Raw genomic sequence first — 26568 nt, forward strand, 5'->3', positions numbered from 1 at the left:
TTTCCTCATTCAAAGGGACAGCGCTAAGCATCCTGTGAGGATGAGCTCACATATCCTTTCGCATGATAGGGTCCACCTTCCATAAGTACCGTCCATAATGGATCGATATCACAGTCCATGGAGCTCATCATGTTGTCATGCCATTCATTCAACAGATAGACAGCCTTCATACAAATGTCTTTACTCACTTCGGCGAGATTATGTTGTTCATAAGGATCATGCTTCAAATCAAACAACATTTCTTTCGGAAATCCATGGTGTCCGTCATGATAGGTGCGTATATATAACCAATCCTCAAACCGGATGCTGCGTTGACACACATGCGCGCATTGTGAGATTACGAGATACTCACGCCCTCCTGAAAGTCCCTCCAGAATGGTATCAGCATAACTTTCACCATCCCAAGAAGGTGCCCCTTTCAAATTCAAAAGGCTTGCTAATGTCGGTCCGAGATCAAGGTGATAATGTAGTCCATCCTCCACGATTCCCTTCTTGCCCCCTGGCCAGCGGATAATCATCGGAATGCGGCAAGTCGCCTCGTCTGCTGTGCCGTGCTCGGAGTAAATCCCTAGCTCGCCCAGGCTCTCTCCGTGATCCGCTGAGATCAAAATAGCTGTATCTTCCATCACGCCAAGTTCTCTCAGCTTGGAAAAGACTTGCCCGAGATGTTCGTCCAGATATTTAACTCCAGCATCATAGTTGTCAAAGATAACACGCAGGTCGTCATGGTTCTTTATCTCCTGATTGTGCCTGAAATGCTGTTGGTAATGTGATTTAGCAAGCGCATTCATATCCTCGATACTGTGCTGTCCCTTCTTCTTTCGGTGAAGCCCAAACACCTCTTCAGTGATCCACTCGGGTAAAGGGTCCTTCTCGAACGGATTACCATAGCTCCTGGGTGTACGATAAGGTGTATGGGGATCCCAGAAATTCAGGTGCAGAAACCAATGCTCGGACTCCCCATTATCCTCAAGCCATTTAAGTGCCACTGGGAGCACCTGTTCTGCCGTCTCATGTCCCCTTCCGCCAACATTGAACACTTCTTGAAAACCGGCATTAAAGGTCCAGGCTGAATGTCGTTCGGCGAAGGTGCTGATCGACGCGGTTTTCATGGCCGCTTGCCTTAATATAGCTGGAAGACTTTCCATTCCCAGCCGGTCATTAAATTCGCGCTTCGCCCCTTCTCTACGCATATCAGCAGCGGTCCCGCCATGTCCTACAATCCCATTATGAATGCCAAATCGTCCCGACATTAAAGCAGAACGGGACGGTAGACACGGCGCATCTGAACAATAATAGTTGGTAAAGGTGACACCTTCTTTAGCGATTGAATCGATATTCGGGGAGGTATTCCGCTGATAGCCATAACATCCCAGATGGTCCGGGCGAAGCGAATCCAAATCCAAATACAAGATTCTCATGAGTTATACCCTGCCTTTCCTTTTCATCGAAATGGTTTCGCATCGATTCGGGCAGTTCAGAATGATCTGCTCATGCTTATAGAGTATATGAATATGGTAAGCTCCGCTATGGAGTAACGATGTTTGTTTTTGTATATTCGATACTTTTTCGGTACTCTGCCGGACCCTTGCCGTATTCGCCACGAAATACCTTACTGAAATGCGAAGCATCATAATAACCACATCTCTGGGAGATATGCTCGATGGTATAATCCGTATACTCCAACATTTGTTTAGCTTGCTGCAGCCGCAATTTTCGTAGCATTTGCATAGGTGTCAATTTATATATTTTCTGAAACGACCGGCTAAAATAAACAGGATTCATATGATAGAGCTTGGAAAGCTCCTCTCTACTAATCTCCTGATCAAGTCTCTCCTCCATATACTGCAACGCCTCGTTAAAGCGGTCGGTGACATAGGGGTCTCGAGATGAGCGGCGCCCGCCAAGCTTGGTGCTCTCCATAATTTCATAAAGGAGAAAAAATGCCAATGAACCGACCTGAACATTTCTGAAATCATCCTCCTCCTGCAACCACAGGCTCCGCATCTCGTCAAACCTTCGCTCATATTCGCTTCGATCCCGGACCCGAATCACCTTGCCTAGCGGGAATAACTTAAAAAAATCATTTCCGTCTTTAACTTTAGCGTTAATATTAAACAGATAATGTACACCATCCGTTTTGGAAATCACATTAAAAGGCTCGTTAGGACGGTGGATCATCACGTCTCCGGCAGAAGCAACATATTCTCCCTCGGAGGATGTCGTCAATACCTCACCTTTTTGGATATAGGAGACGGTATAACAAGACTGGACGTAATCGAATATAACCCGCTTCTGATATTGAATTTTTATGACGTCCAGCACGGTGATATCAAACTGACTATGAATGATAGAGGACAAAGAAGTTCCTCCTTCTAATGTAGTAGTCTTTATGTATTCTCAACCGGTATAATCAGCCGCACATCGAAAGCCAATATTTCCTGCAGAGCTGTCTGGTGTATTTTTGCTCCTGGCCGCCACCCGATAACGGTTACAATAAGATTTATGGCACAAATACGATCCTCCGCGCATCGACCTTGCTACACCACTTACAGGGCCTCTCGGATTCTCGGATTCGGAAGTTAAATGATAGGCCTTAGTAAACCAATCCTCGCACCATTCCCACACGTTCCCTGACATATTATAAAGACCATATCCGTTAGGTAGATAGGATTTTACTGGTGCCGTACCTGCATAACCGTCACTGGCATGATTTTTATCAGGGAACTTTCCTTGCCAAATATTGCAACGATGTTCTCCGCCCGGTTTTAATTCGTCCCCCCAAGGATATCGTTTCTGAACTAGTCCTCCTCGTGCAGCATACTCCCACTCCGCTTCCGTCGGCAGACGTTTGCCAGCCCAGTGACAATAAGCATCAGCATCAGCCCATGATATGTGGATCACCGGATGATCATGGCGTTCATCTACATGGGAATCCGGACCTTCCGGATGACACCAATTCGCTCCCTCTACCACCCACCACCAGGGGGTTTGAGTAGCTACTTGGGTCACCTTTTTCCCTGTCTCCATGGAAACAAAAGAATGAAACACATAAGACCAGCCGAAACGCTCCGCATCTGTAACGTAGTTTGTTTCCTTGATAAAAGCAGCAAACTGCTTATTCGTAACTGCCGTTGCATCAATCAAAAAGGTAGATAAGGTAACATTCCTAGCGGGCCCTTCTCCGTCTTCGGGGAACCCCTCTTTGTCATCCGTCCCCATAAGAAAAGTACCTCCAGGAATAAGGATCATGTCCGAGAAATCTGTATCCCCTTCTGGTCTTTGGATAGTTGTGTTCTCCTTACAAACATCATCGATGGAACCTTGTTTCTCAACTTGATTTCGACTAGCTGAGCAGCAAGCCCGTATATTCTCTGACATGTATTACCTCCAATCTGGGATCGTCCCGGCTCTGTCTAAAAAAAGGCTACACCAAGAATGCCAGAGGCAACAATAATGGTGAGCGGATGCAGCTTATATTTCATTAAACCATAAAGTGCAACGAATACAATGATCAACGTGCCAATGGTTTGCCAAGTAACGAAGGCGTGTTCCACGCTATTTAAACCAAACCGAATCGCAGCATAGGCAATCAAACCCGTAATCACTGGTCGCAACCCATAAAATAACGTTTTAATCCATTGACTGTCCCTCACCCGATAAAAAAAGATGGAAATAAAAATGATGATGATTAATGAAGGCAGAACCATGCCTAATGTGGACACAATCGCTCCTTCAATTCCAGCTACACGATATCCAATCAAGGTTGCACTGTTAGTTGCAACAGGGCCCGGTGACATCCCTGCGATGGAAACTACCTCTTGAAATTCCCTTTCAGATAACCAACCACCAGCCATAGCTTCATGCTGAATCATCGGAATGATGGCGTACCCTCCCCCAAAGGAGAGCAGTCCAATTTTTATAAAGATAAAAAATAAATGCCAAATCACATCGCTTCCCCCTAGATGTAATACTCCGGATAATTCGACTCTTCATCTGAATCATTCAAGGAATCCTTCTCTGTCCGAACTTGGAGCCCAAAGAGCTGTTTGATTGGCATATATACAAACCCGATAATCAATCCAGCTGCGATCACGTAAATGGGATTGATTCCGGAAACTAATAAAACAATCGGTATAATTAGCGCCGTAACAGCCGTAGTCTTGTCAAATATAGCGTTCTTGGCCATTCGATATGCTGCTACTAGGATCAAGGCAATAACAGCACCATGAATCCCCTTCATGGCGGCAATAACTTTTGGTTGGTCGGCCAGAAGTGAGTAAACGGCGCTAAGCAAACAAACAATGATAAAGGTTGGAATCGTAATCCCAGCGATTGCAGCAATCGCACCCTTCACACCAGCAAGTCGATAACCAATGAATGCCGCCGCATTTACTCCTACCCCACCTGGTGCTGCGCCAGCTAAAGATAAAATTTCATCCATCTCCTCTTCAGCTAGCCATTTCCGTTTAGTGGAAATTTCCCGTTCGATCATAGGGATCATCGCATAACCTCCCCCGAAAGTAACAGGACCGATTCGAACAAATACCCAAAACAACTGGAGCAATAGACTTATCCTTAGGTCTGTATTCGTCATCGCATTTGTTTTCATAGTTGTTCTCATGGACTCCACCCTTATATTTTCTGTCGTAATTTCATTATATCACTTTTTCCCAAAATGGAATTAAGTTTTTTGAACGGTAAAATACAATCTTTGGGTTATGCGTTATACTATATTAATGTTAATAAATACAAACTTTATTAAAACCGATCTTACTAGTTCATCCTATATATAGCTTGGAGGTATATCGTGGAAAAGAGCTCGACACACATTCCATCCCCAAAGAAACTCCTATACGACCGAATCGCCGAACAAGGCACAGTTTCCAAGTTAGATCTTCTACAAACATTTTCACTTACCAAAAGCACAATGACCCGAATATTAGATGAAATGACGGAAGAAGGCTTGCTGATAGAATGCGGATTCGGGGAATCTAGCGGAGGCAGAAGACCTATTTTATACCAGATCAATCCTTCCTACGGTTACATCATCGGTTTAGAGATTTCCAGGCTGTATTCTTCCCTTGGTTTATTTGATATGCAAATGAACCCAAAATCAATTGTTCACTGGAGAATGGATCAGGCATTCACACCTGAAAGATTTATGGATCATGTAAGTAGTCAAATACGCGCTTTCCTCAGGGATCATCAGTTAGTGGACAGTCAAATTATTGGCATAGGAATTGGAGCCGTGGGACCGCTTGACCGGGATAATGGTTTTATCTTAAAACCGCTACACTTCCCTTCTTCTGGCTGGAACAATCTCCCTATTTGCAAATTGGTGGAGGAACGAACGGGCTTCAAAGCTCTGCTCGACAACGGTGCTAATTCCGCACTCCTTGGAGAACGATGGTCCATCCGTCACGCTAACATTCAACATATGCTCTATGTTCATGCTGGAGCAGGGCTCCGCTATGCGATGATGTCGCATGGAAGTATTGTTCATGGCACGATGGATATGGAAGATGCCATTGGTCAAATGATCATCCAGACAGACGGACCCCGATTAAATAATGAAGGGAATTACGGAGCTTTAGAAGCATTCGTTTCTGTGCAGGCGCTCGAACAAAGTGCACGTTCAGAGGCAAAGATGGACAAAGATCTGATCCTCCAAAGATACAAAGTATCGCCGGAGAAGCTGACTTATGATGTATTGGTACAAGCCTTTAGAGAGGGTAATCCACACGCCCGTGAATTATTTACCCAAGCCGCCATTCACTTCGGTATTGGCCTCGCCAACGTTATTAACCTGTTTCATCCTGGAACCATCATTCTAGGTGGTGCGCTCATCCACTCTCACGAATTGTTTTTCCAAACGGCGGTTGAAGTGGCACAGCGAAACACTTACCGTTATCCTGAATACCAACCTCATTTCTCCCTGGGTACATTAAAAGAAGAAGCTGTGGTGACTGGTGCGGCTATTATGGTGAGAAACCAAATGATTCTTTAACATATCAAAAAGGTTGTTTCACAACAATTTGCATGATTGTTGGAACAACCTTTTTTAAAAATTTTAGCTATAGTGGTTGACAGCAACTCTTAAATTTTTTCCCGCTTCCGCAGAGACATGGATCATTTATACCTGGAAGTAGTTTGGCACTTTTCCTGAACGCCAGCATCTGCTCCGATTTAAGTCGGTTTGCTAGCAGTATCATTCGTTCATAGGCATATGAGTAGAATATTTTATAGCTACTGCAGAAATAATCAACCTCAGTACGATCATGAACATCAAGCCAATTCCGGTTGCGGGGGCATCCCCCATTGCAAAAGCTAAGATATTCACACTTATAGCATGATTCATTCATATTGGGTTTCATTAACAAAAAGTCATCATATATAGGGCTGGTAAGCAGTGCTTCAAGGTCGGTATAGCCGATATTTCCTAACCTGTGCTCTTCATCAATAAAGAAATCGCAAGGATAAGCATCCCCGTTGGTTTCAAGCACCATCATCTTCGGACAGCATGAGCTGTGAACGCACAACTCTGCCTCCCGATGCATGAATACTAGAAGCATATTCTCAAAATTACGAATGGGAAGCTCTGGATACCCCTCGTTGTACCACAGATCAAATGTACGGCATAAAAAGACTCCGTATTGTTCAGGTGTAATTCGAAAGCGGCCAGGCATATCACTCTTCTGTGAAACAAAATCCATGCAAGGGATAAACTGAACATAGGGAAATTTTTGTTCTTGGTAAAATGCCATCAAATCGTCCGGTTTCGTTACGTTATCTTCATGGATCACCGTCAGAATACTATAGTCCACACCCTCATTCTGTAAATGGCGAACCCCACGCATAACTAGATCATAACTACCTTTCCCCGAGCCCGTTATACGATGCGCATCATGAATGGGCTCAGGACCGTCCACACTAATCCCAACCAAAAAGTTATACCGTTTAAAAAATTCCGCCCATTTCTCGTTAATAAGCGTTCCGTTGGTCTGCAGCGCATTACTAATCATTGTATGAGGTGGAGCGTACTTAGCTTGGAGTGAAATCACGCGTTCAAAATACGGAAGTCCGGCCAATAGCGGCTCCCCTCCCTGCCAAGAAAAAGTCGCTATACCTGATGATCTTTTCATGTACTGAGCGATAAATCGCTCCAGAAGATCCATATCCATCACCCGGATCGGTTGCCGAGGATGCCCCCCTGCTGTGCTGTAGTAGCAATAATCACAGGCTAGATTACAATCCTCTGAGACGGTTTTCCACATGACATTAAGGGTTTGTGGCCTTGTGGTCTGCATGCATGTTGCCATACGAGTCTGCCCCTCCTATGTATATACTATCTTTGTTAAAGCGATTTCCTATGTCTTCAATTAAATCATAGGATGCAAATCATCAATGAGTAAAACATCACAGTTAATCGAATAATTGGACATAAAAAACACCTCCCCATAAACTAATGAGAGTGCAGTATATTTGAGAATGGGATTCGTTTGATTACAGTATTTTAGCGAAAAAATAGCCAGTCGCTGAATTTCCAGCGACTGGCTATTTAAACTTGTTAGGTACTTTAATCCCAAATTTCAAACGGGGTCAGTTCCGTTTCGGGGACTTTAAATCCTAATGTTGTTTCATGTTGTACGGACGTATTCCTTATTTGCTGTTTCCAACATTGATTTCCAATCTGCAAACTTCGTCTCTCTTGCTACATGACGATCAAAAAGTTCATCAGGTATGTCAGCAACATCTTCTTCTGTCTTTACTTGAAAGTTCCCTTTGATTAAAAATTCATCAAAACTCATCCAGTTCGAGTATTTTTTCATAAACTCTTCATTAAACAGCTTTTCAAAAGATATTTCATTGGGATCTTCTTGATTCATTTTTTGACCTTGAAGTTCATTCATTAATTCTTCCATGGTCATTGGTTTTTGTCTTCTCAAATTACCACTCCTAATTTTCTATTATGGTTTCTGATGATTATGTTAATCTATAAATCACACGAATCCTAATCTTAACATAATTCCAACGATTTCACCTTCGATTTTCATTTTAATACGTAAATGATAAGCTAACTATCCCAAATATAGCAATAAGCCTCCCTTATTCATATAAGGAAGACCTATTAATATTATACCTGCTAGGACAATTTCACCAAGCTGTAGTTTTTCTTACCCTTACGGATAATGATAAACCGGCCACCGATCGCTTCATTTGCTGTAACTTCAAATGCTACATCGCTAACTTTTTCACCGTTCATGGAAATTGCGCCTTTGGTGATATCTTCACGCGCTTGACGCTTAGATGGCTCGATCCCGAGATCAACCAACCACTCTACGATGTTTTTGGATTCCAGTGTAGTTTCGTAAGTCGGCATTTCCTTGAAGCCTTGCTCGATCTCATCAGCTGTTAGGGATTTGATATCTCCACTGAACAGAGCAGCAGTAATACGTTTCGCCTGCTCCAGCAATTCTTCACCATGCACGAATCTGGTCATTTCTTCAGCTAGTGTTTTTTGAGCCTCACGTTTATGTGGTTCAGACTGTACTTTTTCTGCAAGTGCATCAATTTGTTCTTTAGAAAGGAATGTGAAGTACTTCAAGTATTTCACAACATCACGGTCATCCGTATTCGCCCAGAACTGGTAGAACTCAAACGCAGTCGTTTTGTTCGGGTCCAGCCAGATTGCTCCACCAGCTGATTTACCAAATTTCGTGCCATCGGATTTCAGCATAAGCGGGATAGTAAGACCGAAGGCTATAGCTTCAGATCCTTCTTTTCTACGGATCAAATCCAGTCCACTTGTAATGTTGCCCCATTGATCAGAGCCACCAATTTGCAGCTGCACATCTTCATGCTGGTACAAATGCAGGTAATCTAGGGATTGCAGGATTTGGTAGGAGAATTCCGTAAAGGAAATTCCGCTGTCCAATCTGCTCGCTACAACATCCTTGGCAAGCATCGAATTGATGCTGAAGTTCTTACCATAGTCACGCAAAAACTCAATAACATTGATTTTATGCGTCCAATCATAGTTGTTCACCATGCGAATTTGATTGTCGCCATCGGTTACGAACAGTTTTTTCATTTGTGCCGTAAGTGCATCCACGTTCGCTTGAACTTGCTCCAGTGTCTGCAAAGAGCGTTCAGACTGGCGTCCACTTGGATCACCAATCGTACCTGTTGCACCGCCAATTAGAATAACCGGACGATGTCCTGCAAGCTGGAATCTTTTGAGTACCATAAACGGAATCAAGTGACCAATATGCATACTGTCACCCGTCGGGTCTACACCGCAGTACACTGAAACGGATTTCTTGTTGGTCAATTCTCTAAGCCCTTCGGCATCGGTTTGTTGATTGATGGCATCGCGCCATTCTAGTTCGTCGATAATATTCATTGCCTAACACCCCTTAAATTAGTAGATATCCTATAACGAATCATCAGTCCGCCAAGCAAATATAAGGATAATTGATGAAGTGAAACCTATAAATCCCTATATTTAAAAACAAAAAAATCGCCCCCTTGTCTATTGTAGACATAGGGACGATTGAATAACCGTGTTACCACCCAGATTGCACCAATGAAACGCTAATGCTAAAACACAGCCTTGATGCCACTCGTGACGAGATATCGTTCGCCATTCCGCTCGGTGTTAGCCGAGATACTCCAAAGTGTAATTCGTACTCTTAGTGTGTACCGGGTTTCATCAACCCCCGGCTTTCTGGAACAGGGACTAAGCTACTACTGGGCTTCTTCAACGTATATCGTATATAAGATTACAGCCAGTATAGTGAAATAATTCTTCAATGTCAACATCTTAAGCTGAGAATGCTGAGTCACACTCCTGCTGTGATGCACTACTAGGCATTGCCTATTTTTTTCTGTTACAATTACGAAAAAAGAGGTGAACGACTCCGTATGCTTGATCCAATCGATAATCATATTTTAGAACGCCTAACTCAAAACAGCAGAATCTCCTACACCGATCTAGCTAAAGAAGTTAATTTATCAAGTGTAGCGGTTAAGGATCGTATTGACCGGCTCGTCAATCAAGGAATTATTGAGCAATTCTCAATCGTCATTAACGCAGAAAAGCTAGGAAAGAAAATTTCCGCATATTTGGAGCTTGAAGTAGAGCCTTCTCATTTAAATCATATAGTCGGGATCTTGAAAGAAAATGAACGCGTAGCCGTACTTTATGAAATGACAGGGCCTTGCATTCTTCACATTCACATTCTAGTTGAGAACCTTGAAGAGATGGAACGGTTTATGCATGAATCCATCTACTGTCTGGACGGTCTAGTCCGTGTAGAAAACCAAATCTTATTAAAGCGCCATAAAAATCAGGACGGTCTAAATATATAAAAAAAGAACCGACTTTATAAAGACGGTTCTCCTCTGGTTTGGATCTTATAATGATTAAGAAATGATTGCTAATTATACTAATTCACCTACTCTGTTTTAGATAACTTAGCTTTATAAAATTTCGCGAAATATTCACTGACCTGAGTCTTCTCTTTTACAACTTCTATTGGAGCAACGAGCTTAACGACCTCTCCATTATACATTCCTGTCGTCGCCCCGACTTTCATCTCTAGAACATTATTATTGTAGCTTATAGTTACTGTCTGAGTAGCCGGTTTCCAGCTCACCTTCGCACCAAAGCTTTCAAAGCTGCTACGTAATCCCACTGCCTTGCGCTCCGAATCACCGAATTGGCCTTTATCGATCAAAGCATGCACGCCCCAATTACCATCCACCACCTGTGTAATTCCGAAATCCGCGGACACAGACATCAGTGAGTACGCTTCATCCTCACTCAAATCCATTCCACCCATTAAAAAATCTTTCGTTTTATGAGCAGCATCCTTCATCGCTTTGTCGATGGAAGAGTTTTTGAAGATATCTGTTTGTGCACTTGCTCCGAGAGCCTCCAAATAATTCGCATAACTGAAGCCATGCACAACCCATTCGTACTCATTTTCAAGTAATGGGAAACTTAACCCATTCAATTTTTTGTTAAGCGTTGCTTTTTTATGAAGAATGACTTGTATATCACCAGTGACCGATGTCTCGATAGCCGTTCCGTTAATCTCAGAATCCCCTTGACCGGCATGCGGATCACCAATCGACAGTAGCGCACCCGGTACGGATACAGGGTAATACATCGTTGCACCTTCAGTAATCCGCCAATCATCTACATTGCCACCATTGTAAGAAGGAGGGACGGAATCAACGATATCTGCTTCTTTAGGCGCCACACCCATCGTGCCGAAGTGGAGACGTACTGGAATCTTTATACCTTTCAATACATCAAAGTTCTTATCAATCGTATTATGGTCTACAATTACACCTGGGTAGTCGATTGTCGGGTGCACTTGACCATCCGGATCGGTTTGCACTGTCCATCTGTAGTTATAAACAGCTGTTGCATAATCCGTTCCACCTTCAGTATCCATCTCATAGATGGTGACCACTTCACGTTTTTTCGGCTCCTCAACCATATCTCCGTATAGATAACCCCAGTTCGCCGCGGCATTCACGCCATAGGTTTTACCTGCGTATTTGTCATTTCCATTAGGTCTCAGCTTCATGTCCAAAATCTTCACTTCCAGAACATCCCCTGGCTCAGCGCCTTCTACTGCGATAGGTCCCGTCATAATATGTACGCCTGGTCCACGAAGCGCTTCGTTCTTCTCCCCTTCTATCCAGTGAAAAATATCTTCAACACCCGCATCCCCTTTAATCATTCGGTCGTAATCATCACCGGAATGATGCGTAATTGCCTCGACCGTTACAATATCTCCTGATTGTACCGTTAAAGCTGGATTACCCTTACCAATATTCCCCCAGCGAACAGTCTCCGAATTTGCCTTTAGAACATGAGTTTTCGGTTTATAAGCACCAATATCAGTGTCAGCATACATAACATTAACTGACGAATCAACTAGCAAAATCGTTGATAAAATGACACTAACCTTCAGAAATATTTGTCTTTTCATAGTCAGATCCTCCTCGACTCAATTTAATGTTATATTTTATAACATATCGTGTTTTTGAGTATAACAGATGGATTCCAGATTAACAATATAAATATTTATACACATCTAAGTTTAAATAATAAGTTATAACTATTAGATATCTTTAATTATCCAAGCCTGCTTCTTCGTTACATAAAAAAAACGCCAACACTTATTAGGTAATTAGCCAAAGTGTTTGACGTTCTATCATCCATTCTAAAGTGATACTTCATTTTCAACGTAGAGCAGTTATACTCCTTGTTGCCCGTGTTACAATCCGCTTCGTTTCCTTGGAATCCGAAGAAATCAACCACTTCTCACTAAGCTGCAGCACCCATTCCGGATTGCTTTTACTCGCATCGTTCAGCCAATTACTTACAGAATCCTGTACGTATTTTGCCGGATCTGATTTAAGTGGATCTAATAATGGAAGAGCTATTACTGGGTTTTCTTTGAGCGCAATAATATGCTTCGCCCATACCCCATGTGGCCGCGTCAATTCGATCGCATATCTCCTTATGTTCGTATCTTGATCATAAACCCAGCTCTCTAAGAACTTAATGGATTCATCCAATTCTGCAATGACCGATTCCCTTAAAGCCATCCATGAAATCTCGCGTACCCCAAAATGATCATCCGCTGCAAAGGGACGGATATCCATTAGCTTTTGCGACAGACTTAAAGATTGATTTAGACCGATCATATAGGCAGCCCAACAGCGGACACTATCGGAATGATGTTGCGCTAAAGCTGAGAATACTCGGACTTGTTCCGCCTCTGATTTGCATTCCAACACCTGTTGCCACTCCCGCGCAATAGCCGGTATGAGCTTCATGATTTTCTTTTCCGATGAATCGCGAAGCCTTTGTAAAATCGGTTCGGATTCCTGTCCAAAACCTAGCTCGTCCAGCACATTTCCCAACAAAACCATATGGTCCACAGCAAGCCATTCCGTTAGATTTACAGTCTGTAATTGTCCTTTATGCAATAGTCCTACAACTTCAGCAGGAATATCGCTAACTTTTCGAGCTCCCTTCCTATGCTCCATAGAAATCTTCCCTTCACCTATGATTTTAAAGGCTTGAATAACCTTCTTCTTATATTTAGGATACGGGTATTTCTAACCATAAAGATGTAATCTCATTTACAACTCATAATCTTTATAAATTTCTTTCGGAGACTTTATCATGGTGGATAAGTATAGTTCTGAACCCAGTCTGAAGCACCTCAGCTTTTACCAACTCTTGCAATGCCATAGTAACCGCTTCTCTGCTCGCACCAATCAAATTGGCGATTTCTTGATGTGACAATGGAACATTGATTTTATAATAATTATCCTCACTTTTAACGCCTAGTTGATCCGATAACTTTAAAAGAACGCACAATATTTTATCATGCAGATTTCCGATGGCTAGGTTATGAGTTAACTGACTCATACTTTTTATACGATCGCTCAATACTTGCATTAATGACATCAAAAATCTAGGTCGAGTAGCTACGAATTCTTCAAATCTTACAGGATCAATTGTACAGATATGACACTCTTCCATGGCTTCAATGTAATGATCTTTCGTTCCAAACGAAATCACGTTCATTTCACCAAAAACATTACCCTCACTCAAAATATCCGAAGTAAACTGCTTCCCATCCGCATTCAATCGGTATAAACGTACCTTTCCTTTTTTCACAAAAAATAATCCTTCATAGAAGGTTGGCGGTGTTTGGATATATGTATTTTTCGGAACCACTGTTATTCGAGTTAACTCTTCCATTTCCATTAGATCTTCCAGCGCTAACGATTGAAGCAAATTGAATTGAGATAAATAATGAATAGTCTCCATGGCCCCTCCCTTATATAACGTTATTCGTTATTTTAGTATACCGCACAAAAAAAGCCACGTCCTAAGGACGCAGCTTATTCATTAACGATTACTTGCTTCCCAGCGCGCTACTTCTTCACGAACACGAGGGGCTACTTCCGTTCCCAGCAGTCTAATCGCCTGCATAACATCCTCATGAGGCATTGTACCGTGGGGCATATGTAAAAAGAATCGCGTAATCCCCACATGTTTGCGAAGATGAATGATTTTGTTCGCAACGGTTTCTGGATCACCTACGTAAAGAGCGCCATCAAAGCTGCACGCTTTATCATAATCGGAACGATGGTAGGGTGGCGTCCCTTTTTCTATCGCCCGCACATTGGTTCGAGCATGCGTTGAAGGGAAAAATTTCTCCAAAGCTAACTCATTCGTCTCAGCAATAAACCCGTGAGAATGCGAGGCAACCTGTAAGTTTGAAATATCATATCCGGCTTCAGCCGCTGCATTTTTATAGAGCTGCACATGTTTCGCATAATCAAGCGGAAGAACATTCCCAATAATTGCTAAAACAAAAGGCAAACCAAGCGCCCCTGTGCGGATCGCTGACTCTGGGCTTCCTGCACTCCCAATCGAAATTGGTAACGGATCTTGAACCGGACGCGGATAAATCCCCAGATTGTTTATGGCCGCTCTATGTTTGCCGCTCCAGGTCACTTTTTCTGACTTTTGGATAGCTAATAACAATTCCAGCTTCTCATTAAAGAGTTCTTCATAATCTTTCAGATCATAGCCGAATAATGGGAAAGACTCTGTAAACGAGCCGCGGCCGATCATAATTTCTGCACGTCCATTCGAAATGCCATCTAGCGTTGCAAAATCTTGAAATACACGTACGGGATCTGCTGAAGACAGGATCATTACGGCACTGGTCAACCGAATTTTCGAAGTCAACGATGCAGCTGCAGCTAACACAACCGCAGGTGATGAAGCCGCATAATCATGACGATGATGCTCGCCCACTCCGTATACATCTAGTCCCACCTCTTCGGCAAGTACAATTTCCTCCACTACTTCACGTAGCCGTTCTGCATGACTTATTGTCTCACCCGTTTGGACATCGGGCGTTGTCTCGACAAAGGTACTTATTCCAAGTTCCACTTTTCATTTCCTCCTAATGTCTGCACGTTGCATTATTCTCTAGATGTAAATATTTAAATATTCATGATTACTATGAATCAAGAAACTCATTATAATAGGATTCTCCAATAATTCCAACTATTTTAGATCCCCTCGATTATAGATCGGACAGAGGAGCCATTATTTTTATGACTTTGGTCATTTTTCTAAACTATTGGACTCAGATGCAACTATTCAATGAATTCACCTATAAAATGTATATTCTAGTGGGAATAAGAGCTATACAGTCTGAAACGATTGCAAAATGAAGCAATAGCTGCAATACGGTCCAATGCAGCAGGATTACGCTCTATCGGGCTACAACACACTATTAAACTGTAACTTTGCCGCGGTGGGCGTGACTTTCGCTGTTTAATTGTATTTTGTGCAACTATATGCGCTTTTTAGGTAGCTTATTGGGATATAGTTGCACTCTATACACTTAAAAGTGATCATTTACCTCCATATAGTGGAATTTTCGCAAAATAATTGTACAATATGCAATTAAACCGAAACTATGCAGCAAATGTTTGAGCGCAATTGTACTTTTTACAACTATTTACCTTTTTAATAAGGCTTGAAGGGCGGAACTAGTACGATGGAATGACCATTTACCCAGAGAATGTTAAAAGACCACTAATCAACTAAAAAAACGGAAGGGTAGTGGTAAATTTTCAGCTAATTCGAAGGGTTCCCAATACTCGTAGTTATCGGTGTATCCGACGATTTCGGTTTCTTCCTCTGATTGATTCCAATTCCGACTCGACCAAACACAAAGGCTCCGCCTGGAATACGATTCGCTATATTCATGATGATCGCCGATCCAACCACACATCCGACAAATTGGAGCAGCACACTGAATAGTCCAAGGTTTTGCAACCCGAACGAAGAAGGAAGTTTGACGAATAAAGCCAACAGCAACGGGTGAAGCAAATATATGCCGAAGGAGTACCTACTGCTCCACTCCAGCATACGCGGCACTTTTTTCAATGAAGAAGCCACTGTGAAGAGTAGCAGAATCATGCTCATGGCGAAAAGTAACATATCAATTCTTTTAGAACTATGTGCCGTAATCCAGCCTTGCCCATTCACGAATAGCACAAGCGCACCTGTTACAACTGGAAGCACGTAGACAGCTAAACGGAACTGTTTTAATTTTTCCCGGAACCAAGTCTCATTTCGCCCCAAGTAATAAGCCGCAGTAAAGTAGAAAATCCACCCCGGAGAGAAAACCCAATACAATTTATCCCAAATATATTGAGCAGCTACCGTATCTACGGGTTTGGTGAAATTAAAAAAGCCTAAGTAAGCCATATTTATAACGAATGACGCAATCAGTATAGAGCGTGGAGTGAATTTTTTGGCATGCCTTTGAAATAAGAGGAATAGAGCATAAAACTGAAAGATAATTAGGATAAAGTAGCCATGAAAATCGCCAAGTAACCAATGACGCCACAGGAAGTACCAAAAAGCCTGAAGAAGCGGAATCCCCTCACTGCTCGCCATATCCAATCCTTTTAACCCTGCGTACAAAGCTCCGAAAAAAAAGTAAGGAAGCAAAATATACTTGATCCGTTTCTCCCAAAATTTCGCGGGAATTCCGTCCGGGTATGCAAAAGACAATACGAATTGCGAGATAAATACGAATACCGGTGTGCCAAAGGTAAGCAGTAGACCCACTGAGTCTACCCAAGACGTGTTACCATCGTCATAGACTCGATATAAAGCATGCAACAGCGCTATACTTAAGCAGGCTATACTACGTAGAACAAACATTTCCGAATTTAATTTTCGTTCCATGGGGATGACCCCTTTCGATATTTGCGATTAATGGTCCACAGCACTGCCTACAGTCAATCGGGCTGTAACCGTCTTCTTGAGTCCCTGATGAAGGTCATGGTGAGGAGACCAGGACATCAGCTCCATTGCTTTACTGTTGTTTAAGTAGCTGTGAAGAATATCTCCCGGTCGAGCAAGCTCATAGGTTGTCTGGGATTCCCGACCTGTAATACCGCCTATCATTTCTACAATCGTATTAATGGAAGTCGCCACCCCGCAGCTAATATTTATGATCTGATTATCCGCATTCTCGTCTGTACAAGCCGCATTTACAAACGCCTGTGCAACATCCTCAACATAGACAAAATCCCTGGTCTGTTCTCCATCCCCATAAATCACAAGCTCCTTGCCTAGCTTCAAGCGATCCAGAAAAATCGAAACGACGCCAGCTTCACCATGCGAGCTTTGTCGAGGTCCATACACATTTGCAAGACGAAGAATGGTGTACTTCAGCCCATGCATGCTTGCAAACATCCGAATATAAGATTCAGGAACACTTTTTGATACCCCATAACAAGATTCAGGATTTAGGGGATGTTTCTCGTCAATGCTCAAATATTCAGGATTACCGTATACTGCGGCCGACGAGGCGTAGACGATCTTTTCAACCTGATGCACCTCACACATCCGCAGAACGTTTAGTGTGCCAACAATATTCACATTCGCATCAAACAATGGATTGCGCTGTGATTCTCTTACGTCAATCTGTGCCGCCAGATGAATAACCACATCCGGCTTCTCACGGATAAAGACTTCACCCAGTGTCTCGTCCCGAATGTCGTACGGGTATAAAAGTGCCGAAGGATTTCTATAGAATGAGCCGGAAGCTCCCGATAAATTATCTACAATTACAGTTTCGATCCCCTCTCTTATAAGCCGGTCAACAACATGTGACCCAATAAAACCAAGCCCCCCAGTTACTAATACCTTCAAATAAAAAACTCCTTTCGCCCTGTAAAGTGCTCTTTGTACCGTGCATCTGTAGAAAAGTTCACATAAAATACTTATGAAGAAACGATGTTGTCAACCTTTATGGACGACAATCATTACTCTTATATTTCCAATCAAAAAATAAAGGAGTGAAGTATATGGCAACTGCACCTATTCCAGATAATTCTGTAACAACGCCCGTTATTGCGGACGGCGCGGTCACTTCTATTAAATTAGATCCTGAAACTAACGGTTACGTGAATGTTCGATCCTATGGAGCTACAGGGAATGGTACCAAAGATGACACCGTCGCGATTCAAAATGCAATTAATGCTGGAAATGCCAAACGCAAGGTTGTTATTTTTCCGCCTGGTGTATATAAAGTCTCTTCCGGCCACATGCGTAACCCTTCAGTCCTCGACTGGTGGTGTCTTCGTATTCCAACCGGAACTAACCTGAGCTTTGAAGCCGGCTCAAAATTAGTGCTTGCCCCTAACCCACCCTCGGATACTCGTGTTCTTGTTATGTTAAATGCCTCAAACATCACGATATCCGGCAGCCTCGAAATAGACGGAAGTGCTTCGACTGTTAAAACAGCCGTCAACGATCAACTTCATGGCTTGTTCATTTCTTCTTCGCAAAATATAACGATCGAATCGGTGTACTCTCATGATTGCTATGGTGATAATATTTTCATTGGAGGGACTGAAGATATCCCATCCGTTAATGTGCATATCGGATATGCTTTCTGTGAAACGGCTGGCCGAAAGAACTTTGTAGTCCATTTTGTAGACCAGCTTCATGTCAACAGAGCGGTATTAAATAACAGTCGCGGTGGTGCACCTGGGTTTAATGGCGCCAATTCACTTGATGTGGAACCCGATATATTCAAGGGAACGCGTAGCTTTTATCAGCGATTTGACTCCTTGACGACTATTGGTTTCGGCAATGATATGACAACTGGGCTTTCAGATGAGATAACGAGACTCTGGACTCTCGACATCGGTTCACTAGATATGCGTGTAAGCGGATCAGTAAGTCCAGCATTGCTGTCCTATGGATTGACGCTAAAAATCAACCATTTGTCTATTCGCTCGACGGATCATAAAGCAAATTACGGTTTACAAACGATCTATTCACAATTTATTGATATCGCAAGCGCAAAGTTCGATGGAATCGGCGGCCCTGCGATCTACGCTGCGTTTAATGCTGCTGGAGGAAAACCAAGATTGCATATCGGCTCGTTAGGGATGTACGGCTCGGGCTCCACCTTAGCAAGCGGAGTCCGAATCGACGGAGGAGATCTTTATGTGGGGACGATAGATGCACAAGACTTAACGGGCAGTACCTTGCAATTATTCACAACAGAGTCTGACGCGATGGTTACTGTCGACAATATGATTGTCCGTAACAGCGGGACCAATCAAGTCGTGCTAGCGTCTTCTTATGGTGCAGCTAAGCCCTTCCTGCACCTGAACAATGTAGCAGTGTTTGATACCCGTTCTGTAAAGGTAAAACGCATTCTTGAATTCGAAACATTGGTTGCCATGCAGGGTACTTCTCTTGGTACCTTGTATAATCCGTATGCTTTAACTGAATGGTTCTCTACCTATGGCAACTTCAAACGTGCAGTCCGACTCGTTGGTGGAACATTACTTCCTGCAGTATTTATCGTGGAAGGATCGCCTGAGGGAACAATTACCGCTCCGATTGGCAGTCTGGCTATGCGAACAGATGGTGTAGCGAAAGCCACTTTTTATGTGAAGGAAAGCGGAACCGGTGCTAACGGATGGATCGCTAAGTAATTCTTCAGCGGTTCTGAATACAAGACTCTATCGCATCCATTACGCGTACCAGATCATCATCCGATAAAGAGCTACCGGAAGGTAGACATATACCTTTTGTGAACAATTGATCAGATACACTATGTTCCTCCATGTATGGATAATAGAAGGCGTTCTCGAATAGAGGTTGCAGATGTAGTGGTTTCCAAACAGGTCTAGCTTCTATATTGTTGAATTCCAGGCACTTTAAGAGTTGATTAGCGGAGAAGCCTGCGATCTCTTCATCAATCGTTAGCGCACTTAACCAGCGTGTACTGCGGCAATTTGGCGCTTCCGGCATGAAATGAAGACCCGGAATGGATCCCAATCGATCTGAGTACACTTGAGAAATATATCTACGTCGTTCGACTCTTTCCTCAAGTAGCTCCAATTGCCCTCGACCTATGGCTGCCAACAGGTTACTTAGCCGGTAGTTATAACCCATTTCGGAATGCTGATAGTGTGGAGCAGTGTCACGTGCTTGGGTAGACCAGAAACGGGCTTGGTCTAATGCATCGGTATCATCCGACACAAGCATACCTCCACCTGAGGTTGTGATAATTTTATTTCCGTTGAAAGAATAGATTCCGAAGCGGCCCCATGTACCACTAGCCTTTCCGTGATAAAAGGCACCTAGGGATTCCGCAGCATCTTCTATTAGAGTAATACCGTAACGATTCGCGATTTCTACAATGGGCTCCATGTCTGCGCTCTGTCCGTACAAATTGACAACAACGGCTGCTTTAGGCAGTATCCCTTTATCATTCAAATCCTGGCAGGCCCGCTGAAAAGCTAATGGACACATATTCCATGTCTCTGGTTCTGAGTCTACAAATACAGGTGTAGCCCCCAAATATAAAATAGGATTGGCACTAGCTACGAACGTGAGCGTAGAACAAATCACGTAATCTCCTTGAGAAACGCCAGCAAGACGGAGTGCCAGATGAATTGCCGCTGTTCCAGAGCTTAACGCAAGTGCCCCCTTTGAACCTGTATAGTCGGCCATCTCCTGCTCGAATGCATCAACTTGTGGTCCGATGGGAGCAATCCAGCCAGAGTGAATTGCATCCTCCAAATAAGCCTGTTCACGTCCGCTTACATGCGGTGGGGATAACAAGATTCGTGGTAGAATGCTTGATTGACGAATACTCATGCCTTGCTCCTTTCTCCATTTGGATGCTTTAATCCAAATGGAATACATATCTTATTGACTTACTTCAGAGCGTGGTCCATGATATTTTGATTCAAAAGAGATGGATGCCGGTAGAGCGGAAAGTAATTCCCTGCAACCCCAGTGTCACAGAGTGCTATCATTCGCTCATACACCTCGGGAAAAAAAATTCGCTTCCCTAAGTAATAGTCCAGTGGCTCTAGTTGCGTAGCGAATCTTAGCTTGAACTGAAACAGTTCGTCATTCCCCTTATATCCTCCACCAAGATGGAATTTTTCGTATCCATTCTCCAACCCCCACACAGCTGCTGCGTGGATGAGAAATTTGGTGGGTGACCACTGCAGATAAGCTCGATCCCAACCGCATAAGTGATAATGCATCCATGGTCGATCAAGGAGTACAATACTTGCCCCTATACTCCTCTCCCCATCCATCGCCTCGAACAGTGCTACCCGTCCGTCTGGTAAAAGGCTTGTATCTTCTATAAATTTTTGAGGGAAATAATAAAAGGGATCTGCTTGTAAATCATTTAACGTACCGTAATATAACTCGATGAAAGGCTCGATCCGATCCTTAAGATCCGACTTTCGAATGGTGAATGGAGCAGACTTTAATTTACGGATATTTCTTTTATGATTGCTGCCATAGTTCTGGATTAGCGCTGACTCTGAGCCAACTGTCAAATCCATGTAAGCTGTATTCCGATTGAGCTCTGTAGTAAGCCCTTTTTGGTATTCAGTGGCATTGCCTATGAAAGGATGGAATCTTACAAACTCGGTCATGATCTTTTTCTCTCTGCAGTAATCTGTGAACGTTTCACTGAATTGTCGGTACAACTCCGTTCGTTCCGCTCCTAGTGGCACATTAGATATTGGCCCCCCGTATCCATAAGGTGTGCTGATGTCATACCATTCTCCTTCAAGTCCCAGCTGGATGACTGCGGGAAGATGGTTAATAGAGCGAAGTAAGTAAGGATAAATAATGAGCTTCTCACCCTGCTTAAAAACAAACAGCTCCGCCTGTTGATGATGATCATCCTCAAACAGCCGAAAAAAATCTGCAGAAAAATAGATATCCTTACTATCCATCTGATTCAAATAAGCATCCCACTCTTCAGAATGTGAGCTATTAAGCACAATGAAATCACTCATACGTCACCTCCTAAAAGTTATGTTAGCGTACGCTTCCTTGATGTCCTTCGACAAAAATTACTCCAGAAGCATTCGCTGCTAATCCAATATCTTGATCATGCGTATACTTTCAGTGCTTAAGCTTAGCGCTGGGTCTCTCTCACGTAAGAATGCATCGGATGAAAGCAATAACAGCTTTCTCTCCCGGTCAAGGTCGAGTAACACATCGGTTAGTGGATATCCACCGTCCCACTCCCCACTTTGCAGTTGGATGCGAAAATACTGCTCGCCGAGCCGACCCACAACTGAAGTCTTCTGCTTCGTTCTAATCCTAAATGAAGAAAATCCGTATTTTAGATGATGTGCCTCTGCCATTGGGTAATCATCAATAATGTAAGTCACTTCTTCAACATCTATATCCGCTCCAGCAGCAATAACATCTGCATTAGCCGTTAATGAACGTTCCAGATCCCTCACATACCAATAAGTACGTCCTTCTTCTACAAAGCCAAGGCGAAGGTACCAAGCATGAGCCGGTTCATTCCATGAGAACACATCCAGGACCAACTTCTTAATATCGTCCCTCTTGGCTAATTTCTCGCCATAAGCCATGAGCATTCCGCCTATGCCGTCCTTGCGAAACGCCGCATCCACGTTTAAATTATTCAGAACCAATATTTGTTCCATTCTTCGCCATTCCGCGAATCCAATGAGCACTTCTCCAAGATAGGCTCCAATCAACAACGTGGCTGAATGGCCTCCACATTTACAAGCCGCTTGTAGATATGCTGGATAACCCGTACAAGCAAATATCGTTTGATTGTACACATGCTCCGGTAAATTGCTCTTCAAGAGCCGGCATGCATGATGTATATCGTCTTCATGCAGCGGTCTAAACTGCACACTCATGCCTGGCCCTCCTTTTTATTCAGCCTGTACTCATCCAGAGGTAGGCTATGCCGACCTGGATTGGCTACAACATCATCTTGGCGAATCACCTTCAAGACGGTCTTACATAATATCAGCGCATCAAGTCTGAAACTTAAAGTCTCGACATAGGTGACATCATACGAAAGCCGGTCTTTCCACGACGAAGTATTGCGTCCTGACACCTGTGCTAATCCCGTAATTCCTGGTCTTACTGAGAAACGCAGCCTCTCCTGTTCGGAATAATAAGGGCTGTACCGCATCAGTAAGGGTCTTGGGCCAATCAGACTCATTTCTCCCTTCACAACATTCACCAGCTGTGGCAGTTCATCCAGACTCAGCTTCCGGATGATTCCGCCAAATTTGATATATCTTCGCTCATCTGGTAACGGCTGACCCTGCAAGTCATACAGTTCAGCCATGGTCCGAAATTTGTAGATGAAGAAGGGTTTCTCTCCCCGCCCTGGTCGTTGCTGCTTGAACAAGATTGGGCTTCCAAGCTTCATTCGAATCAACAACGCCACCACAGCCATGACTGGACTAAATACACATAACATAACGATCGCTCCCACAAGATCGAAGCCTCGTTTCATATGGCGATACATGTTAGTACTCCTCCCGCCTTTCTCTTAATCCGTAAAAAGACGTTCCTTAAGTGAGTTCACCTGTTTTAAATCGGCACTCCAGTAGTACACCTTAGTTCCGACTAGCGGATCAGGAGCAAAACTGTTGTTACCTGGAATCTGTTCGTATTGAAAGTCCGCGGAAGTAATCCCCTTGAATAACCAAGCTAAGCTAAGCAAATCGCTGTCGCTGAAGCTTGTATCGATAATGTCTTTCTTTTCATGGAGTAATAATCCCGCCAGATCCGGAAGATGCTCAGGGCTCAACAGCTTATTAGCCACAGCTCTAACGATATTGAATTGCTCCTCTTGACGACTAAAGTCACCGTTCGGAGTTGAATATCGCTCCCTAGCAAGGTAGAGTGCATGCACACCATCCAGATGCTGTTCGCCTTTTTTGATGGTAATCTCCGGGGTTATTGTTACGTCTTGATCGATTACCATGTCGATCCCTCCGATTGAATCGATGAAATCACGAACTCCAGAGAAATTCGTCTTGATGTAATGATGAATGGGAATATTCATAAAGTCGCTTACCGCTTGAATGAGCGTCAGCGTTCCTTGCTCATTCCCACCTTTGGACTCACCAACAATATGAGCATGATTAATTTTGGTGTATCCAACATTCTGTACATAAACCCTTGTATCGCGCGGTACAGAGACGATGTTCACCTTCCGCTGTTCCGGCATTACATGCACAACCATGATCGTGTCTGCACGGGAGATTTCCCCACCCCACGTATCTGTTCCAATTAATACAACATTAAAGGATGAAGTTTTTTTATCAGTTGCACCTGACGATGCTGCTGGTTCAGTCGATGGTAGTACCACGCCATCCGAATTCACTCGATTTATAAGAGTCCCATCCGACTGCGTCTTTTCCACAGGCAATGCAGAAATTTTTGAGTTAGGCATCGTCAATGGATTAAGGACAGCCTTTTGAAATCGCTGCTCAGCATTTAACACCCCTCTAATCCAAATGCCACCAACTACAATCACAATCAGACAAACAATCAGGGCGAATCTTCCAATTCGCCTTATGACTATTTGTTTTCTTGTGAATTCCTTGTCACTCTTACCACGCAAACGCAACTTCTTGTTCCATCTACTCATAAACGACTTCATCACTTAGATCCCCGCATGAACTTCGGATTTGATCCGTTCAAGCTCATGAGTAGCCACCTGTGGTTCTTCCTGAAAGCCCGAATAGCTTGGAATAAGCTGCTTTAATAATTTCTTAATCTGATAACTGCTTGGCACAAATTCGTACCGTTTGCACAAATTCTCCAGAACACCAAGGACCAAATTCAGTTCAGATCTGGAAACACTTTGAGGACGACTGATCATGATGCGATAGTTATTGGTGACCATCAATCCTTCCTCTTCTGTCAGGAGTTCCTCAAATAATTTCTCACCAGGACGAATGCCCGTGACCACGATAGGGATATCTTTATCAGGTTCTAAACCCGAGAGACGTATTAAATCTCTTGCCAGATCGTATATCCGAACTGGCTTACCCATATCAAGCACGAACACCTCGCCACCTTTTGCCAGTATGCTCGCCTGAATAACCAATTGCACTGCTTCAGGGATCGTCATGAAATACCGCACCATATCCATATGGGTAACCGTAACCGGGCCACCACCCTCGATCTGTCTTTTGAATAACGGAATAACACTCCCCCGACTACCGAGAACATTACCGAAACGGACAGCAGCAAAAACCGTCTTGCTAGATGAATTCTGATCATTAATAATCATTTCTGCCGCTCGCTTCGTAGCTCCCATGACACTTGTTGGATTAACCGCTTTGTCCGAAGAGATCAGAATGAACCGCTTAGCACCATATTTGGCACTCGCTTCCGCTACATTCCTTGTTCCAATAACGTTGTTCTTTACCGCCTCCACCGGATTTATCTCCATAAGTGGGACATGTTTATGCGCGGCGGCGTGATATACAATCGTAGGTCGAAAATTCTGAAAAACACTATCGATCCGCGACACATCCTGAATATCAGCGATGATGGGTTGAATCTTCTGATCGGGATATAACTGGCGTAGCTCTTGTTCAATCAGGTAAATGCTGTTCTCACCATGACCAAGCAGCAACATTTCCTTCGGGCGATACGCAGCTAGCTGACGGCACAGTTCTGAGCCAATGGAGCCTCCTGCACCCGTGATGAGAATACACTCACTTCCTAAATTCTCACGAATCTCTTCAGTATTAATCTCAACAGGAGTTCTACCCAGCAAATCGTTTACGGACACTTCACGAATTCGATTGACTGCCATTTTCCCGTCCAAAATTTCTGTCATACTAGGCATTAGCTTAATCTGTGCTTTTGTTGATTTGCAGATCTCAATAATCTCCATTAAGTCATTATGTGGCGCTGTCGGAAGGGCAATAATAATGAACGCAATGTCCAGCTGTTTCACGGCCTCGGGAATGAAATTCCGGTTACCCACAATCGGCAGCCCCATTACTTCCAGCTTTCGTTTGGATGCATCATCATCAATGAAGGCGACCGGATGCATAAATTTGAATCTTGAATGCTTGATATCTTTTGTAACGAGGATTCCTGCTTTACCCGCCCCAACGATTAGAAGATTACCTTCGAAGGCATCCTTCACACCCGCACCCGTTGTCTCAAACCCGTCGTTTAGAAGACGTTTAACCATTCGTAACCCAACAATGCCCAGAAATACATAACCGGCTGCAAAATAAATGGAAATTGGTAGTCGATAGGAAGGAAATACTGCATGGGTGGATACGTTGACAACGATCACTCCAACGAGGGTTAATACACTCACTTTTAGAAGCTGCAGTAATTCTCTCATTCCAGTGTATCGCCAGATATTGTTATACACTTTGAATCCAAATGAGAAGGCCGCATATACCGCAATGTGAATCAATATTGCCCACGGAAGCATCCACACGTACATCTCAGGGATTTGAAAATCAAACCGAAGTAAAAACACAAGCCACACTGAAGCCGCAATAATCCCTGCATCCAACATGACCAAACGGACGATCCGCATTTTCATCACTTCTTTCTCCCTAATTAACTAAAAATTCATGTACTCCCCTTTTAAGTGAGAG

23 protein-coding genes and 1 other annotated feature are annotated in these 26568 nt (G+C 43.4%); of the genes, 3 read left to right on the forward strand and 20 right to left on the reverse strand.

Annotated elements, in window-relative coordinates; all coding sequences use genetic code 11:
• Positions 1 to 23: 23 nt before the first annotated feature.
• From ACN6KS_RS17010 to ACN6KS_RS17030, 5 genes are all read right to left on the reverse strand, one after another.
• Positions 24 to 1421 (reverse strand): sulfatase, encoded by a 1398-nt coding sequence (locus tag ACN6KS_RS17010; protein WP_440960113.1) that lies wholly within the window; start codon positions 1419 to 1421, stop codon positions 24 to 26.
• Positions 1422 to 1527: 106 nt separating this feature from the next.
• Entirely contained in the window at positions 1528 to 2361 is an 834-nt protein-coding gene (locus ACN6KS_RS17015) for a helix-turn-helix domain-containing protein (protein WP_440960114.1), read from the reverse strand.
• A 39-nt stretch (positions 2362 to 2400) separates the two neighbouring features.
• Positions 2401 to 3381 (reverse strand): formylglycine-generating enzyme family protein, encoded by a 981-nt coding sequence (locus tag ACN6KS_RS17020; protein ID WP_094875243.1) that lies wholly within the window; start codon positions 3379 to 3381, stop codon positions 2401 to 2403.
• Positions 3382 to 3416: 35 nt separating this feature from the next.
• On the reverse strand, positions 3417 to 3950 hold the full coding sequence (locus tag ACN6KS_RS17025) for a chromate transporter (RefSeq protein WP_440960115.1): 534 nt from the start codon (positions 3948 to 3950) through the stop codon (positions 3417 to 3419).
• Between the two features lie 11 nt (positions 3951 to 3961).
• A complete protein-coding gene (locus ACN6KS_RS17030) occupies positions 3962 to 4624 on the reverse strand; it encodes a chromate transporter (RefSeq protein WP_256989699.1) in 663 nt (220 codons plus the stop codon).
• A gap of 186 nt (positions 4625 to 4810) precedes the next feature.
• Between ACN6KS_RS17030 and ACN6KS_RS17035 the strand changes: the two genes are divergently transcribed.
• The gene (locus ACN6KS_RS17035) at positions 4811 to 6010 is read left to right on the forward strand and encodes an ROK family protein (protein ID WP_440960116.1); all 1200 of its coding nucleotides are present in this window, start codon (positions 4811 to 4813) and stop codon (positions 6008 to 6010) included.
• 67 nt (positions 6011 to 6077) lie between these two features.
• On the opposite strand, the gene ACN6KS_RS17040 is transcribed toward ACN6KS_RS17035, so the two are convergent.
• From ACN6KS_RS17040 to tyrS, 3 genes are all read right to left on the reverse strand, one after another.
• Positions 6078 to 7322, reverse strand: coding sequence for an anaerobic sulfatase maturase (locus ACN6KS_RS17040; protein WP_440960117.1), 1245 nt, complete (start codon positions 7320 to 7322; stop codon positions 6078 to 6080).
• A gap of 318 nt (positions 7323 to 7640) precedes the next feature.
• Positions 7641 to 7931, reverse strand: a complete 291-nt coding sequence (locus tag ACN6KS_RS17045; RefSeq protein WP_094868832.1) for a hypothetical protein — start codon at positions 7929 to 7931, stop codon at positions 7641 to 7643.
• A gap of 215 nt (positions 7932 to 8146) precedes the next feature.
• Positions 8147 to 9406, reverse strand: coding sequence for a tyrosine--tRNA ligase (gene tyrS, locus ACN6KS_RS17050; protein WP_094868831.1), 1260 nt, complete (start codon positions 9404 to 9406; stop codon positions 8147 to 8149).
• A gap of 139 nt (positions 9407 to 9545) precedes the next feature.
• Positions 9546 to 9776: a binding site (T-box leader), on the reverse strand.
• A 151-nt stretch (positions 9777 to 9927) separates the two neighbouring features.
• Between tyrS and ACN6KS_RS17055 the strand changes: the two genes are divergently transcribed.
• The gene (locus ACN6KS_RS17055; protein WP_094868830.1) at positions 9928 to 10374 is read left to right on the forward strand and encodes an Lrp/AsnC family transcriptional regulator; all 447 of its coding nucleotides are present in this window, start codon (positions 9928 to 9930) and stop codon (positions 10372 to 10374) included.
• 86 nt (positions 10375 to 10460) lie between these two features.
• On the opposite strand, the gene ACN6KS_RS17060 is transcribed toward ACN6KS_RS17055, so the two are convergent.
• From ACN6KS_RS17060 to ACN6KS_RS17085, 6 genes are all read right to left on the reverse strand, one after another.
• Positions 10461 to 12011, reverse strand: a complete 1551-nt coding sequence (locus ACN6KS_RS17060) for an acetamidase/formamidase family protein (RefSeq protein WP_440960118.1) — start codon at positions 12009 to 12011, stop codon at positions 10461 to 10463.
• 253 nt (positions 12012 to 12264) lie between these two features.
• Positions 12265 to 13077, reverse strand: coding sequence for a DNA alkylation repair protein (locus ACN6KS_RS17065; RefSeq protein ID WP_341135067.1), 813 nt, complete (start codon positions 13075 to 13077; stop codon positions 12265 to 12267).
• A gap of 112 nt (positions 13078 to 13189) precedes the next feature.
• Positions 13190 to 13870, reverse strand: coding sequence for a Crp/Fnr family transcriptional regulator (locus ACN6KS_RS17070; RefSeq protein WP_440960119.1), 681 nt, complete (start codon positions 13868 to 13870; stop codon positions 13190 to 13192).
• Between the two features lie 81 nt (positions 13871 to 13951).
• Complete coding sequence (locus tag ACN6KS_RS17075) at positions 13952 to 15007, reverse strand: Atu2307/SP_0267 family LLM class monooxygenase (protein ID WP_280787703.1); 1056 nt, start codon at positions 15005 to 15007, stop codon at positions 13952 to 13954.
• A gap of 696 nt (positions 15008 to 15703) precedes the next feature.
• The gene (locus ACN6KS_RS17080) at positions 15704 to 16825 is read right to left on the reverse strand and encodes an acyltransferase family protein (RefSeq protein ID WP_341135070.1); all 1122 of its coding nucleotides are present in this window, start codon (positions 16823 to 16825) and stop codon (positions 15704 to 15706) included.
• A gap of 27 nt (positions 16826 to 16852) precedes the next feature.
• The gene (locus ACN6KS_RS17085; RefSeq protein ID WP_341135071.1) at positions 16853 to 17797 is read right to left on the reverse strand and encodes an NAD-dependent epimerase/dehydratase family protein; all 945 of its coding nucleotides are present in this window, start codon (positions 17795 to 17797) and stop codon (positions 16853 to 16855) included.
• A gap of 155 nt (positions 17798 to 17952) precedes the next feature.
• Between ACN6KS_RS17085 and ACN6KS_RS17090 the strand changes: the two genes are divergently transcribed.
• Positions 17953 to 19599 (forward strand): glycosyl hydrolase family 28-related protein, encoded by a 1647-nt coding sequence (locus ACN6KS_RS17090; RefSeq protein ID WP_143812375.1) that lies wholly within the window; start codon positions 17953 to 17955, stop codon positions 19597 to 19599.
• 4 nt (positions 19600 to 19603) lie between these two features.
• Here the strand turns inward: ACN6KS_RS17090 and ACN6KS_RS17095 are convergent, their stop codons facing one another.
• The 6 genes from ACN6KS_RS17095 to ACN6KS_RS17120 form a co-directional block, all read right to left on the reverse strand.
• Positions 19604 to 20770 (reverse strand): aminotransferase class I/II-fold pyridoxal phosphate-dependent enzyme, encoded by a 1167-nt coding sequence (locus tag ACN6KS_RS17095; RefSeq protein WP_094868822.1) that lies wholly within the window; start codon positions 20768 to 20770, stop codon positions 19604 to 19606.
• A gap of 59 nt (positions 20771 to 20829) precedes the next feature.
• Positions 20830 to 21939: a GNAT family N-acetyltransferase gene (locus tag ACN6KS_RS17100; RefSeq protein ID WP_440960120.1), complete on the reverse strand. Its 1110-nt coding sequence runs from the start codon at positions 21937 to 21939 to the stop codon at positions 20830 to 20832.
• Between the two features lie 78 nt (positions 21940 to 22017).
• On the reverse strand, positions 22018 to 22827 hold the full coding sequence (locus ACN6KS_RS17105; protein ID WP_440960121.1) for a GNAT family N-acetyltransferase: 810 nt from the start codon (positions 22825 to 22827) through the stop codon (positions 22018 to 22020).
• Positions 22824 to 23450, reverse strand: coding sequence for a sugar transferase (locus tag ACN6KS_RS17110; RefSeq protein WP_143812086.1), 627 nt, complete (start codon positions 23448 to 23450; stop codon positions 22824 to 22826). The genes ACN6KS_RS17105 and ACN6KS_RS17110 overlap by 4 nt, the downstream gene beginning before the upstream one ends.
• A gap of 24 nt (positions 23451 to 23474) precedes the next feature.
• Positions 23475 to 24593 carry an LCP family protein gene (locus tag ACN6KS_RS17115; RefSeq protein ID WP_440960122.1) on the reverse strand — a complete coding sequence of 373 codons (1119 nt, stop codon included), beginning with the start codon at positions 24591 to 24593 and terminating at the stop codon, positions 23475 to 23477.
• 3 nt (positions 24594 to 24596) lie between these two features.
• Positions 24597 to 26513: a polysaccharide biosynthesis protein gene (locus ACN6KS_RS17120; protein ID WP_440960123.1), complete on the reverse strand. Its 1917-nt coding sequence runs from the start codon at positions 26511 to 26513 to the stop codon at positions 24597 to 24599.
• Positions 26514 to 26568: the final 55 nt, after the last annotated feature.

The organism is Paenibacillus nitricinens, from assembly GCF_052056485.1.
GTDB classification, from domain to species: domain Bacteria; phylum Bacillota; class Bacilli; order Paenibacillales; family Paenibacillaceae; genus Paenibacillus_AQ; species Paenibacillus_AQ nitricinens.